The organism is Pseudomonas sp. PS01298 (genome assembly GCF_029959745.1).
GTDB lineage: Bacteria > Pseudomonadota > Gammaproteobacteria > Pseudomonadales > Pseudomonadaceae > Aquipseudomonas > Aquipseudomonas aylmerensis.
In genome coordinates, this window is the sequence record NZ_JASCPP010000076.1 from 22,645 (window position 1) to 34,895 (window position 12,251).

Annotated in this window: 12 protein-coding genes; 7 read left to right on the forward strand and 5 right to left on the reverse strand. The window is 61.3% G+C overall.

Annotated features, from left to right (window positions below):
* Window positions 1-133 precede the first annotated feature (133 nt).
* Window positions 134-1,282 carry an acetylornithine deacetylase gene (gene argE, locus QMX97_RS22555; protein ID WP_282397641.1) on the reverse strand — a complete coding sequence of 383 codons (1,149 nt, stop codon included), beginning with the start codon at window positions 1,280-1,282 and terminating at the stop codon, window positions 134-136.
* Window positions 1,283-1,440: 158 nt separating this feature from the next.
* Between argE and QMX97_RS22560 the strand changes: the two genes are divergently transcribed.
* Window positions 1,441-2,808 (forward strand): CYTH domain-containing protein, encoded by a 1,368-nt coding sequence (locus QMX97_RS22560; protein WP_065902316.1) that lies wholly within the window; start codon window positions 1,441-1,443, stop codon window positions 2,806-2,808.
* 83 nt (window positions 2,809-2,891) lie between these two features.
* On the opposite strand, the gene QMX97_RS22565 is transcribed toward QMX97_RS22560, so the two are convergent.
* Window positions 2,892-3,362: an Lrp/AsnC family transcriptional regulator gene (locus QMX97_RS22565; RefSeq protein ID WP_065902318.1), complete on the reverse strand. Its 471-nt coding sequence runs from the start codon at window positions 3,360-3,362 to the stop codon at window positions 2,892-2,894.
* 127 nt (window positions 3,363-3,489) lie between these two features.
* On the opposite strand from QMX97_RS22565, the gene QMX97_RS22570 reads away from it, so the two are divergent.
* From QMX97_RS22570 to QMX97_RS22595, 6 genes are all read left to right on the forward strand, one after another.
* Window positions 3,490-3,828, forward strand: coding sequence for a hypothetical protein (locus QMX97_RS22570; RefSeq protein WP_282397642.1), 339 nt, complete (start codon window positions 3,490-3,492; stop codon window positions 3,826-3,828).
* A gap of 83 nt (window positions 3,829-3,911) precedes the next feature.
* Window positions 3,912-5,591, forward strand: a complete 1,680-nt coding sequence (locus tag QMX97_RS22575) for a type II/IV secretion system protein (protein WP_282397643.1) — start codon at window positions 3,912-3,914, stop codon at window positions 5,589-5,591.
* A gap of 77 nt (window positions 5,592-5,668) precedes the next feature.
* Window positions 5,669-6,589 (forward strand): SPFH domain-containing protein, encoded by a 921-nt coding sequence (locus tag QMX97_RS22580; protein WP_010564478.1) that lies wholly within the window; start codon window positions 5,669-5,671, stop codon window positions 6,587-6,589.
* A 10-nt stretch (window positions 6,590-6,599) separates the two neighbouring features.
* Window positions 6,600-7,046, forward strand: a complete 447-nt coding sequence (locus tag QMX97_RS22585) for an NfeD family protein (RefSeq protein WP_065902326.1) — start codon at window positions 6,600-6,602, stop codon at window positions 7,044-7,046.
* A 69-nt stretch (window positions 7,047-7,115) separates the two neighbouring features.
* Window positions 7,116-7,430, forward strand: coding sequence for a DUF2388 domain-containing protein (locus QMX97_RS22590; RefSeq protein ID WP_003176799.1), 315 nt, complete (start codon window positions 7,116-7,118; stop codon window positions 7,428-7,430).
* A 163-nt stretch (window positions 7,431-7,593) separates the two neighbouring features.
* Window positions 7,594-8,736, forward strand: coding sequence for a DegT/DnrJ/EryC1/StrS aminotransferase family protein (locus QMX97_RS22595; protein WP_065902328.1), 1,143 nt, complete (start codon window positions 7,594-7,596; stop codon window positions 8,734-8,736).
* Between the two features lie 102 nt (window positions 8,737-8,838).
* Here the strand turns inward: QMX97_RS22595 and gcvH are convergent, their stop codons facing one another.
* From gcvH to QMX97_RS22610, 3 genes are all read right to left on the reverse strand, one after another.
* Window positions 8,839-9,222 carry a glycine cleavage system protein GcvH gene (gene gcvH / locus QMX97_RS22600; RefSeq protein WP_065902330.1) on the reverse strand — a complete coding sequence of 128 codons (384 nt, stop codon included), beginning with the start codon at window positions 9,220-9,222 and terminating at the stop codon, window positions 8,839-8,841.
* 52 nt (window positions 9,223-9,274) lie between these two features.
* Window positions 9,275-10,357: a glycine cleavage system aminomethyltransferase GcvT gene (gene gcvT, locus QMX97_RS22605; RefSeq protein WP_282397644.1), complete on the reverse strand. Its 1,083-nt coding sequence runs from the start codon at window positions 10,355-10,357 to the stop codon at window positions 9,275-9,277.
* Between the two features lie 156 nt (window positions 10,358-10,513).
* On the reverse strand, window positions 10,514-12,130 hold the full coding sequence (locus QMX97_RS22610; protein ID WP_106802341.1) for an iron ABC transporter permease: 1,617 nt from the start codon (window positions 12,128-12,130) through the stop codon (window positions 10,514-10,516).
* Between the last annotated feature and the right edge of the window lie 121 nt (window positions 12,131-12,251).

The following is a 12,251-nucleotide window of genomic DNA, read 5'->3' on the forward strand; positions in this document are numbered from 1 at the left end:
AACCTGGGCCTGTAATAAAAAGCAGCCGAAAAAGGATGAATCGTGAAAACGCACAGCGGGCTGATGGTTATCGTCGGAACAGGCTTGGCGACACGCTCGCTCTCCTTCTAAGTACGAACTGGCAAGGGTTAATTTATGCAGGTTTCAGGCAGTAATGTTCGATCAATTCACGCAATAGACGCACTGTAGGCGTCAAGCGTGACATTTCGAGGTACTCGCCCGGCTGGTGGGCGCAGGCGATATCGCCAGGGCCGAGCACCAGGGTTTCACAACCAAGGCGCTGAAGATAAGGCGCTTCCGTGCCGAACGCTACTGCTTCGGCACGATGACCGGTCAATCGTTCCGCAACCCGCACCAACTCGGCGTCTTCGGCTTGCTCGAACGGCGGCACTTCGGGGAACAACGGCGCATAGTCGATCTTGACCTTGTGGCGCTCGGCCAAGGGTTCGAGCTTCTGCCGGATCGCGGCGCGCAGCACCTGCGGGTCCATGCCGGGCAATGGCCGCAGGTCGAATTCCAGGGAGCACTGGCCGCAGATACGGTTGGGGTTGTCGCCGCCATGAATGCAGCCGAAGTTCATGGTCGGCTGCGGTACGCTGAATTGCGGGTTGCGGTACTCGCGCTGCCAGGCCAGGCGCAGGCCGCGCAGTTCGCCGATGGCGTCATGCATGGCCTCCAGGGCACTGTGGCCCAGGCTCGGATCCGACGAATGGCCGCTCTGGCCGAGGATGTCGATGCGTTCCATCATCACGCCTTTGTGCAGGCGGATCGGCTTGAGGCCGGTCGGCTCGCCGATCACCGCCGCACGGCCCAACGGACGACCTTCCTCGGCCAGCGCGCGGGCGCCGGACATGGAGCTTTCTTCATCACAGGTGGCCAGGATCAGCAACGGCTGCTTGAACGGTTGATCGAGCAACGGCAACACGGCCTCAATCGCCAGCGCGAAAAAACCCTTCATGTCGCAGCTGCCCAGTCCTACCCAGCGGCCGTCGACTTCCGTCAGCTTGAGCGGATCGGTCTTCCACAACGCAGCGTCATACGGAACGGTATCGCTATGGCCTGCCAGCACCAGGCCGCCGGGGCCACTGCCGAAGCTGGCGAGCAGGTTGAATTTGCCGGGGCTGACCTGCTGGATGTCGATGGCGAAACCCAGGTCGCCCAGCCAACCGGCGAGCAAATCGATGACCGGTCGGTTGGTCTGGTCGAGAGACGCTTGGGTACAACTGACCGAAGGCGCGGCAATCAGCGCGGCGAACTGCTCTTTCATGGACGGTAATGGCATGCGCGGCCTCTCAACTTCCCGGATGAGCCCCACTATAGAGCCATCTGCACGACACAATAAACCGTTGCGGCGCGTTGCCGGGCTCAGTCCTGTACACTGCACGGCCTTGGCAGCCACTCTTTTCCCCGGCTGCGCTCCCGATCCTGGATTTTCCGGCCATGCAGAAAGAAACCGAAATCAAGCTCCGCGTCAGCCGCGAAACACTCGCCGCGCTGCGTGAGCACCCGCTACTGAAAAAACGCAACAAAAGTGGCTGGGAACGCCGTGAGTTGATGAACCAGTACTTCGACACCCCCGAACGCGACCTGGCCCAGGCCAAGGTCGCGCTGCGCCTGCGCAAGGACGGTGACGACGTGATCCAGACCCTCAAGACCCGTGGCCAGAGCGTCGCCGGTTTGTCGGAACGTAACGAGTACAACTGGGAATTGCCCAAAGCCAAGCTCGACGTGAAGAAGCTCGACGGCGACTGCTGGCCCGAGCAACTGGCCGAGCTGGATAAAAAGACCCTCAAGCCAATCTTCACCACTGACTTCGTGCGTGAGCGCGCCGAAATCGCCTGGGGCCGAGGCAAGGCCAAAGTCGTGATCGAAGCGGCTCTGGACCTCGGCCACGTGGTGGTCGGCAAGCAGAAAGAAGAAATCTGCGAGCTGGAACTGGAACTGCGCGAAGGCGAACCGGCGGCCCTGCTGGAACTGGCCGCCGAGTTGGCCGCCACCCTCGCACTGATGCCGTGCGACATCAGCAAGGCCGAGCGCGGCTACCGCCTGTACGACGCCAGCAGCTACTCCCTGAGCCTGCCGGCGCCGCAGTTGCACGCCGAAATGCCGTTGGATGACGCGTTCGCCGCGATCATGTGGCACCTGTTGGGCAGCAGCCAACGCCTGGCCGAGCAATACCGTTTCAATGGTCACTGGCGCCTGTTGCAGGACTGGGTCGACAACCTCGGCGAACTGCGTGCCCTGATCGGCAGCCTCGGCCAGGCCGCACCGCGTCAATCCACCAGCGAACTGCGCAGCGCACTGGATGCCCTGCTGGAAGACTGGCGCCCGCTGGTGCAGGCCGGTGACGACGATGAAGACATTCGCAAAGCCGCGCCGGAGCAGTTCATCGAAGAATTGGACGACGTGCGCTGGGGCCTGTTCTCACTGAACGCTTCGCGCTGGCTGCTGGCGCGTGCCTGGACGGCCGATCGCAATGTGCGTGGCAACCGCCAGGGCGCCGCGCAAATCACCAACTGGCTGCCGCGCCTGCTCGCCGACGATGCCGTCGCCCTGCAACTGCCGCGCTACCAGCAGCAACCGGAAGACCTCGCCGAGCAACTGCCGCGTATCGAACGCATCCAGGCCTGGCTGCATCATGCCCGCCAGGTGGTAGACATTCCGGAACTGGACCGTCTGTACGGTGAGCTGAACAAGCTGGTGCAACTGGCCAACCAGCCGATCACCGATGAATCGCTGGATGCGCGCATGCACCAGGCGATTGCGGTGTATCAGAACCGCGCGTGGAAGACCCTGCTGCGTCTGTAAGCGCTATCGCCAGCAAGCCGGCGCCTGCATTGGCATGCATTCCCTTGCGGGAGCCGGGCTTGGCCGCGATGCGGCCTGCTCGGTCAGCGCAGGACCGGCAGGCTGGTGGTCGACTTGATCTCGGATAACGCGACAATCGAGTTGACCTCCTGGATCCCCGGCACCATCGACAGCTTTTCGAAGAAAAACCGCTCGTACGCCTCAATATCCGCCGTCACGATGCGCAACAGAAAATCCACCGCCCCCATCAGCACATAGCACTCCAGCACTTCCGGAAACCCGCGAATCGCCTCGGTGAACTCCGTGAAGTTGGACCGCCCGTGGGCGTTGAGTTTGATCTCGGCGAAAATCTGCGTGTTGAGGCCGATCTTCTTGCGATCCAGCAGGGTGACCTGGCCACGGATCACGCCCTCCTCCTTGAGCCGCTGAATGCGCCGCCAGCACGGCGACTGGGACAGGCCGACCTGCTCGGCGATCTGCGCGCTGGAAAGCGAGGCATCCTCTTGCAGCAGGGCCAGGATGCGGCGGTCGTAGGCGTCCAATTCACTGTGCATAAAAATACCTGTTCTGATGCTTATCTTGAATTGATTGAGTTTATTAATCGTCAATTGCGCCCATCTTAGATAAGAAATCTCCGGTGGCGAATGTAAAAATTTCTCCAGTCGAATCTGGAGAGTCAGCATGCACGCCGTCGAAACCACCCACCCTGCCACCCGCGTCGATGCATGGGCCGTCAGCAGCGCCCATTGCCAGGCGCATTATCAGATCGTTGCCGAGGCTGAACCCGATGTGGTGTGCCGGGTACTCAACTATTTCGCCCTGCAGTTCCTCACCCCCGCGCAGGTGTCGGTGAACCGCGAGGCAGAGCTGCTGTACATCGAAATCGTCATGGATGGCCTGAGCTGGCACCGCGCCCAAGTGATCGGTGAAAAGATTCGAAACCTGATCAGCGTGTGCTCGCTGCACGTGGACCAAGCCGACTGCGTAGGGGCTCAGGCGCTGGTGGCAGCGATTCGGTAAAAGGCTGCAATACACGCGCGGAGGAAGATATCCAGGCGCTGGCTAGCGTGTAGCTTACATCCGCTGCCAGCCAGGAAACCCGCATGCCCCTTGACCGTCGATTGGAACTGCATCAACTGCTGCCGGCATTGGTCGACGATGGGCTGGTCACACCCGAGGTGGCGCAACGGTTGGCGACCCTGCCGGCCAGTCATAGCCGGCATCCACTGGAATGCATCGCTGCCGAAGGCCCCTGCCTGGAAACCCTGACCCAGTGGCTGGCCGAGCATGTCGGGCAAGCGTATCTGCGCATCGACCCGCTGAAGATCGACGTGGCGACGATTGTGCCGCTGATGTCCTACGCCTTCGCCCAACGCCACGCCATCCTGGCGGTCGCGGTGGATGCGCAGACCGTCACGGTCGCCAGCGCCCAGCCCTATATCACCAGCTGGGAAGCCGGACTTGCCCAAGTGCTCAAGCGCTCGATCCAGCGCAGGGTGGCCAACCCGCAAGAGATCCAACGCTGCATCGGCGAGTTTTATCGGTTGGCGAAGTCCGTCAGTGGCGCAGAGCAAAAGGTCGCGACGCCCGGCACTGCAGACCTGCTCAACCTCGGTGCCAGTGACCAGGAGGCAGATGCCAATGACGCGCATATCGTCAATATCGTCGACTGGCTGTTGCAGTACGCATTCGGCCAACGGGCCAGTGATATCCATGTCGAACCGTGCCGCGACCAGGGCCGGGTGCGCTTTCGCATCGACGGGCTGTTGCACGACGTTTATCAGTTTCCACCCCAGGTCACGATGGCGGTGGTCAGCCGCTTGAAAAGCCTGGGCCGCATGAACGTGGCGGACAAACGCAAACCCCAGGACGGTCGGATCAAGACCAAGAGCCCGACAGGTGCGGAAGTTGAGCTGCGCCTCTCGACCTTGCCCACCGCGTTTGGCGAGAAACTGGTGATGCGGATTTTCGACCCGCAGGTGCTGCTCAGGGATTTTGACCAATTGGGCCTTTCCAGCGACGACCAGCAACGCTGGCAGGCCATGACCCGCCAGGCCAATGGCATCATCCTGGTGACCGGACCGACCGGCTCAGGCAAGACCAGCACCCTTTACACCACGCTCAAGCAACTGGCGACCCGCGAGGTCAACCTGTGCACCGTGGAAGACCCGATCGAGATGGTTGAGCCTTCGTTCAACCAGATGCAGGTGCAACACAGCATCGGCCTGACCTTCGCCAGCGGCATCCGCGCCCTGCTGCGCCAGGACCCGGACATCATCATGATCGGCGAGATTCGCGACCAGGAAACCGCAGAAATGGCGATCCAGGCTGCGCTGACCGGACATCTCGTGCTGTCGACTTTGCATACCAACGATGCACCGGGTGCCATCAGCCGCCTGCAGGAACTGGGAATTGCTCATTATTTGATCAAGGCTACGCTACTGGGAGTCATGGCACAGCGCCTGGTGCGCCTGTTATGCCCTCACTGCAAGCGCGCCATGGATGACACCCACGAGGCCAGCGGTTGCGTTGAGTGCCGGCACAGCGGCTACCGCGGCCGTGCCGGGGTCTACGAGGTGATGGTCATGACTGAACACCTCAAGGCCCTGATCACGCCCGGCGCCGATGTGCACGCCCTGCGTCAGGCGGCCATTGCCCAGGGCATGTGCAGCTTGCGCATGGCCGGCATGCACAAGGTAAAGGCGGGGCTCACCTCGCTCGCGGAAGTATTACGGGTAACGCCTGGGGATTCGGTAACAAATCCTTTGCTGGTTGCGCGGTGAAAGCGTCTTTATCGGTCACAACCCCGTTACAATCGGCCGACTGTCGTTTTACTGACATTCTTAGATAAGGAATCGCTATGCAGATCGGAACCGTACTGCTTCTTTTCGTAGGGTTGGCCATCGCCATCCTCTTCATGGGTTTCAAGGTAGTGCCCCAAGGCTACCAGTGGACGGTCGAGCGCTTCGGCCGCTACACCAACACCCTCAAGCCCGGCCTGAACATCATCATCCCGGTCATGGACCGCATCGGTCGCAAGATCAACGTGATGGAAAGCGTGCTGGATATCCCGCCGCAGGAAGTGATCACCGCCGACAACGCCACCGTGCAGATCGACGCCGTGTGCTTCTTCCAGGTGGTCAATACCGCCCAGGCCGCCTACGAGGTCAACAACCTCGAGCACGCCATCCGCAACCTGCTGCAAACCAATATCCGTACGGTGCTCGGCTCGATGGAGCTGGATGCGATGCTCAGCCAGCGTGACGGCATCAACGAAAAACTGCTGAAAACCGTGGATGAAGCCACCGCCCCCTGGGGTATCAAGATCACCCGTATCGAGATCAAGGACATCAGCCCGCCCGCCGACCTGATGGCTGCCATGTCCGGCCAGATGAAAGCCGAGCGGATCAAGCGTGCGCAAATCCTCGAGGCCGAAGGCCTGCGGGCATCGGCGATCCTGACCGCCGAAGGCAAGAAGCAGGCGCAGATCCTCGAAGCCGAAGGTAGCCGTCAGGCGGCCTTCCTTGAGTCCGAGGCCCGTGAGCGCCAGGCCGAAGCCGAAGCGCGCGCCACCCAGGTGGTGTCGGAGGCGATCGCATCGGGCAACGTGCAGGCGGTCAACTACTTCGTCGCGCAAAAATACATCGACGCCCTGGGCAAGCTGGCTTCGGCCAACAACAGCAAGGTCATCCTGATGCCGCTGGAAGCCAGCCAAGTAATCGGCGCGGTCGGCGGTATCGGTGAGATCGTCAAGGCAACGTTCGACAGCAAGAAAGGCTGAGGCCATCGCCATGTGGGATTTCCTGCTGAATTTGTCATTCTGGGATTGGCTGGCACTCGGCACCGTGCTGTTGATACTCGAAGTGTTCGGCGCTGGTGGCTACCTGCTGTGGATGGGCATCGCAGCAGCCGCAGTCGGCGTGATCAAGTTCCTGGTCCCGCCCTTGGGACTGGAATGGCAACTGCTGCTGTTCGCCGTATTGTCGATCCTCACGGCGGTGTATTGGTGGAAACGCCAGCGCAGCAGCGCCAAGGTCAGTGACCAACCAGGGCTGAACGAACGTGGCTCCGAGCTGGTCGGGCGCACCTTTGTGGTGCATCAGGCAATTGTCGAGGGTCGCGGCAAGGTAAAAGTCGGCGATGGCGTGTGGATGGTCACGGGTCCCGACAGCCCTGTAGGCGCTCACGTACGGGTAATTGGTCGGGAAGGTGCCGTATTGAAGGTTGAAACTGTTTAGTCAGTGATGGAACTCGGCTGGGCTTACTACAATCATAAAGTACAGATAACCCACCCGGAGTCACCCATCATGCGTCTCAAATATGCTGTCGCAACCCTTGCTGTGCTTTCCCTCCCTGTCGGTTCAGCCATGGCCGACAGCTTCTGGCGCAATGTCATCTCGTCGGGCGCCACCACCGGCTCGACGTACCTGACTTTCAAGGACCACAAGCTGGTGGTCGCCGCACAAGACGACGCCGGCAGCTTTGTTGCCAGCGACGGCGGCATCCGTGGCCCATACCTGGAAGCTGCGATGCAGAAAGTCCGCGCCGATAACCCTGGCCTGCAGGCCACGGACATGGAGCTGGCCAACGCCATCCTCGCGAAAAACGCTGTCACCGAGTGATTTTCACTCCCTGAAGAATGCCGCTGATAAAGCGGCATTTTTTTGCCCGTGACACGACGATTCATTCACGGATGACAGGCTATATTCAGTCTAGCCGTGCAACCATGCCGGTACTGATACCTTGCCTACTCATCGCCAATCTGAAACGGATGCCTTCGTCGTCATGAGCCAACAGCCTTTTCTGCCATTTTCCAAACCTACCATTGATGAAGCCACCATCTCGGCGGTGGGCGACGTATTGCGCTCGGGCTGGATCACCAGCGGGCCAAAAGTGCAGGCATTCGAGGCGCAGCTGTCGGAGTACTTTGGCGGTCGCCCGGTGCGTACGTTCAACTCGGGCACCTGCACCATGGAGATAGCCCTGCGCATCGCGGGCATCGGCCCAGGTGATGAAGTCATCACCACGCCGATCTCCTGGGTTGCCACGGCCAACGTGATCCTGGAAGTGGGCGCCACGCCGGTGTTCGCCGACATCGACCCGGTCACTCGCAATATCGACCTGGCCCAGGTCGAAGCAGCGATTACCCCGCGTACCAAGGCGATCATCCCGGTGTACCTCGCCGGTCTGCCGCTGGATATGCCGATGCTCTATGCCCTGGCTAACAAGTACAACTTGCGCATCATTGAAGACGCGGCCCAGGCGCTGGGTTCCAGCTGGGATGGCGAGCGCATTGGGGCCACGGGTGACTTCGTGTCGTTCAGCTTCCAGGCCAACAAGAACATCACCTCCTCCGAGGGCGGTTGCCTGGTGCTGAATAACGCTGAAGAAGCGCGCCTGGCAGAAAAATATCGCCTGCAGGGCGTCACCCGCACGGGTTTCGACGGCCTCGATGTGGATGTGCTGGGCGGCAAGTTCAACATGACCGATATCGCCGCCGCCATCGGCTTGGGGCAGTTCGCGCATATCGAGAAGATCACCGCCCATCGCCAGAATCTGGCGCGACACTACTTCAAGTGCTTTGGCAGCGACTTCGAGGAAAAGTATGGCGCGCAATTGCCGCCGGCGGACTTCGAGAACAGTAACTGGCACCTGTTCCAGCTGGTGCTGCCGGAGCGTCAGGACGGCCTGCCCGCCCGCGCCACCTTCATGGAGCAGATGCAAGCCCATGGCGTCGGCATTGGCTATCACTACCCGCCGATCCACCTGCTGAGCCTGTATCGGGCGCAGGGATTCAAGGAAGGCATGTTTCCGGTAGCCGAGCGTGTGGGACGTTTGATCGTGTCGTTGCCGATGTTTACGGCGATGACAGAGGCAGATGTGGAGCGTTCAGTGGCAGCCGTCAAGGCAGTGCTGCAAGCCGGCTAGTCACAATCGACCGTGGGAGCTGGCTTGCCTGCGACTTTATCACCTGGGTATCACTGATACACCGAGGTGCCCGCATCGCAGGCAAGCCAGCGCCTACATGGTTTACTCGCCGATGGCAGCTTTGTAGCCGGCGGCGTCCAGCAGTTTTTCCAGGTCAGCCGGGTTGCTTGGCTTGAGCTTGAAGATCCACGCGCCATACGGGTCAGAGTTCAGCAGCTCAGGGCTACCACTCAGCTCTTCGTTGACGGCAATCACTTCGCCTGCCACCGGGGCATAGATATCCGAAGCGGCCTTGACCGACTCCACCACACCCGCCTGATCAGTCGCGCCAAACTGGGCGCCAACCTCGGCCAGCTCAACAAACACCACGTCCCCCAGCGCTTCCTGAGCGTGGTCGGAAATACCGACAGTCACCGTGCCGTCAGCTTCCAGACGGGCCCATTCGTGACTTTCAGCAAAACGCAGGTCGGCAGGGATATCGCTCATAATCTGTGTCCTCAAGAAGTAATGTCAGCGGCCTTTGGCCTGCCGGAAATAGTTAGATCAGGGTTTTGCCATGGCGCACGAAGGTCGGCTTGACCACTCGAACCGGGTACCACTTGCCGCGGATTTCCACTTCGGCCCGATCGGCTGTCGCCGTCGGTACACGCGCCAGGGCAATGGATTTGCTCAGCGTAGGAGAGAAACTACCACTGGTGATCTCTCCTTCGCCAACATTGGCGATACGAACCACCTGATGAGCGCGTAAAACCCCGCGTTCTTCAAGCACCAGCCCGACCAGTTTGAACTGCACACCCGCCGCCAGTTCAGCTTCCAGCGCGGCGCGCCCGATGAACTCGCGTTCGGCCGGCGCCCAGGCAATGCTCCAGGCCATGTTGGCCGCCAGCGGCGAAACGTCCTGGTGGATATCCTGACCGTACAGGTTCATGCCGGCTTCCAGGCGCAGCGTATCGCGGGCGCCAAGGCCGATGGGTGAAATACCGGCACCCACCAGGTCATTGAAGAAACCCGGGGCCTGATCGGCAGGCAGCACAATTTCCAGGCCGTCTTCACCGGTATAACCGGTGCGGGCGATAAACCAGTCGCCATCGGCCTGGCCTTCGAAGGGCTTGAGCTGGTGGATCAGGGTGGCGCGCGCCTGGGTCACCAGTTCGGCGATCTTCTGCCGGGCGTGCGGGCCTTGAATGGCCAGCATGGCCAACTCGGGGCGCTCATGCAGCTGCACCGGGTAGCTGCCCAGTTGCGCCTGCATCCAGGCCATGTCCTGGTCGCGGGTGGCAGCATTGACCACCAGGCGGTAGCCGCTTTCGGTACGGTAGACGATCATGTCGTCCACCACTCCGCCCTGCTCATTGAGCATGGCGCTGTAGAGTGCACGGCCGCAGCCATGCAAACGATCGACATCATTGGCCAGCAGGTGCTGGAGCCATTCCTTGGCCTGGGGGCCGGTGACATCGATCACGGTCATATGAGATACATCAAACACCCCGCAGTCGCGTCGCACCTGATGGTGTTCTTCAACTTGCGAGCCGTAGTGCAGAGGCATATCCCAACCGCCAAAATCGACCATTTTCGCGCCTAGGGCGAGATGCAGGTCATACAGAGGCGTACGCTGTCCCATGGGTTTCTCCTTCCGGGCGTGGCGAAGGTGCGCAGCGTTGCCGTTCGCGCTGGACACCTTGATTTACAAGGCCTGCAGCCACGCACAGCGACTCGATCCGAAAGACGGACCGCACCGAATGCCGCGCATTGTAGCCTCAAGCCGTAGGACTGGCACCTAACCGATTTGCCGGGCAGAGCGTCGGATCAGCCCGATCACCGGCAGCAAGCCCACCAACACCAGGGTCAAGGCCGGTAATGACGCCCGCGCCCACTCCCCTTCGCTGGTCATTTCGAAAATCCGCACGGCCAGAGTGTCCCAGCCAAAAGGCCGCATCAGCAGGGTTGCCGGCATTTCCTTGAGCACATCGACAAATACCAGCAGCGCCGCGCTCAATGTCCCGGGCAGCAACAGCGGCAGATACACTTTGCAAAACAGTCGTGGGCCACTCACCCCGAGACTGCGCGCCGCCTCCGGCAGGGACGGGCGGATGCGTGCCAGGCTGTTTTCCAGCGGACCATAGGCCACCGCCAGGAAACGTACCAGATACGCCAGCACCAGCGCCGACAGGCTGCCCAACAGCAAGGGCTTGCCCGCGCCGCCGAGCCATGCCGACAGTGGCACCACCAGCTCACGGTCCAGGTAACTGAACGCCAGCATGATCGACACAGCCAGCACCGAGCCCGGCAGGGCGTAGCCGACGTTGGCCAGGCTGATGCCGGAGCGAATGGCCCGGGTCGGCGCCAGGCGGTTGGCGAACGCCAATAGCAACGCCACGCTGACGGTGATCAGCGCCGCGATGCCGCCCAGGTAGAGGGTATGCACGATCAGGCCTGAATAACGTTCATCCAGGTCGAAGCGGCCACGCTGCCAGAACCAGGCGACCAGTTGCAGCATTGGAATCACAAAGGCACAGGCAAACACCAGGCCACACCAACTGCTGGCCGCGACCGCCTTGAACCCTCGCAAGTGATACAGGGCTTTACCCCGTGGTCGTTCATTGCCTGGGCGGCTGGCACCCCGTGCGCGCCGCTCGCCATACAGCACCAGCATCACCACCAGCAGCAACAGGCTGGCCAGCTGCGCCGCGCTGGACAGACTGAAAAAGCCGTACCAAGTCTTGTAGATGGCGGTGGTGAAGGTGTCGAAGTTGAACACCGAGACCGCGCCGAAATCCGCCAGGGTCTCCATCAATGCCAGCGCCACACCCGCGCCAATCGCCGGCCGCGCCATGGGCAAAGCGACACGCCAGAACGCTTGCCAGGGCGACTGCCCCAACACCCGCGCGGCTTCCATCAGGCCTTTGCCCTGGGCCAGAAACGCGGTGCGCGCCAGCAGGTACACATAGGGATAGAACACCAGCACCAACACAATGATCACGCCGCTGGTTGATCGAACTCGCGGCAGGCGCAAGCCGGTGCCAAACCATTCGCGCAGCAGGGTTTGCACCGGGCCGGCGAAGTCCAGCAAGCCGACGAACACAAACGCAAGCACATAAGCTGGAATGGCGAAGGGCAACATCAACGCCCAATCCAGCCAGCGCCTGCCGGGGAATTCGCAGAGGCTGGTCAGCCAGGCCAGGCTCACGCCCAACAGGGTGACACCGACGCCAACCCCCAGCACCAGGGTCAGGGTGTTGCCCAAGAGGCGGGGCATCTGGGTTTCCCACAGATGGGACCAGATTTGCGCATCGATGCTTTGCCAGGACAGCAACAGTACGCTCAGCGGCAGCAGCACCAGGGCAGCGACGGTGAAGACCGGCAGGTACCAGCGGCGTTGGGCGGGGTGGGCCAAGGAGAAACTCTCAGAAAAATAAAGATTTTGAAGGCGCCGCTAACCAATGTGGGAGCGGGCTTGCTCGCGAAAGCGGTGTATCAGTCACTCAGGTATCGACTGACACGGCGCTTTCGCGAGC

What these genes read in the sequence shown, in the direction of transcription:
- argE (WP_282397641.1), bottom strand. Translation starts at nt 1,282, where the DNA reads ATGCCATTACCGTCCATGAAAGAGCAGTTCGCCGCGCTGATTGCCGCG.
- QMX97_RS22560 (WP_065902316.1), top strand. Translation starts at nt 1,441, where the DNA reads ATGCAGAAAGAAACCGAAATCAAGCTCCGCGTCAGCCGCGAAACACTC.
- QMX97_RS22565 (WP_065902318.1), bottom strand. Translation starts at nt 3,362, where the DNA reads ATGCACAGTGAATTGGACGCCTACGACCGCCGCATCCTGGCCCTGCTG.
- QMX97_RS22570 (WP_282397642.1), top strand. Translation starts at nt 3,490, where the DNA reads ATGCACGCCGTCGAAACCACCCACCCTGCCACCCGCGTCGATGCATGG.
- QMX97_RS22575 (WP_282397643.1), top strand. Translation starts at nt 3,912, where the DNA reads ATGCCCCTTGACCGTCGATTGGAACTGCATCAACTGCTGCCGGCATTG.
- QMX97_RS22580 (WP_010564478.1), top strand. Translation starts at nt 5,669, where the DNA reads ATGCAGATCGGAACCGTACTGCTTCTTTTCGTAGGGTTGGCCATCGCC.
- QMX97_RS22585 (WP_065902326.1), top strand. Translation starts at nt 6,600, where the DNA reads ATGTGGGATTTCCTGCTGAATTTGTCATTCTGGGATTGGCTGGCACTC.
- QMX97_RS22590 (WP_003176799.1), top strand. Translation starts at nt 7,116, where the DNA reads ATGCGTCTCAAATATGCTGTCGCAACCCTTGCTGTGCTTTCCCTCCCT.
- QMX97_RS22595 (WP_065902328.1), top strand. Translation starts at nt 7,594, where the DNA reads ATGAGCCAACAGCCTTTTCTGCCATTTTCCAAACCTACCATTGATGAA.
- gcvH (WP_065902330.1), bottom strand. Translation starts at nt 9,222, where the DNA reads ATGAGCGATATCCCTGCCGACCTGCGTTTTGCTGAAAGTCACGAATGG.
- gcvT (WP_282397644.1), bottom strand. Translation starts at nt 10,357, where the DNA reads ATGGGACAGCGTACGCCTCTGTATGACCTGCATCTCGCCCTAGGCGCG.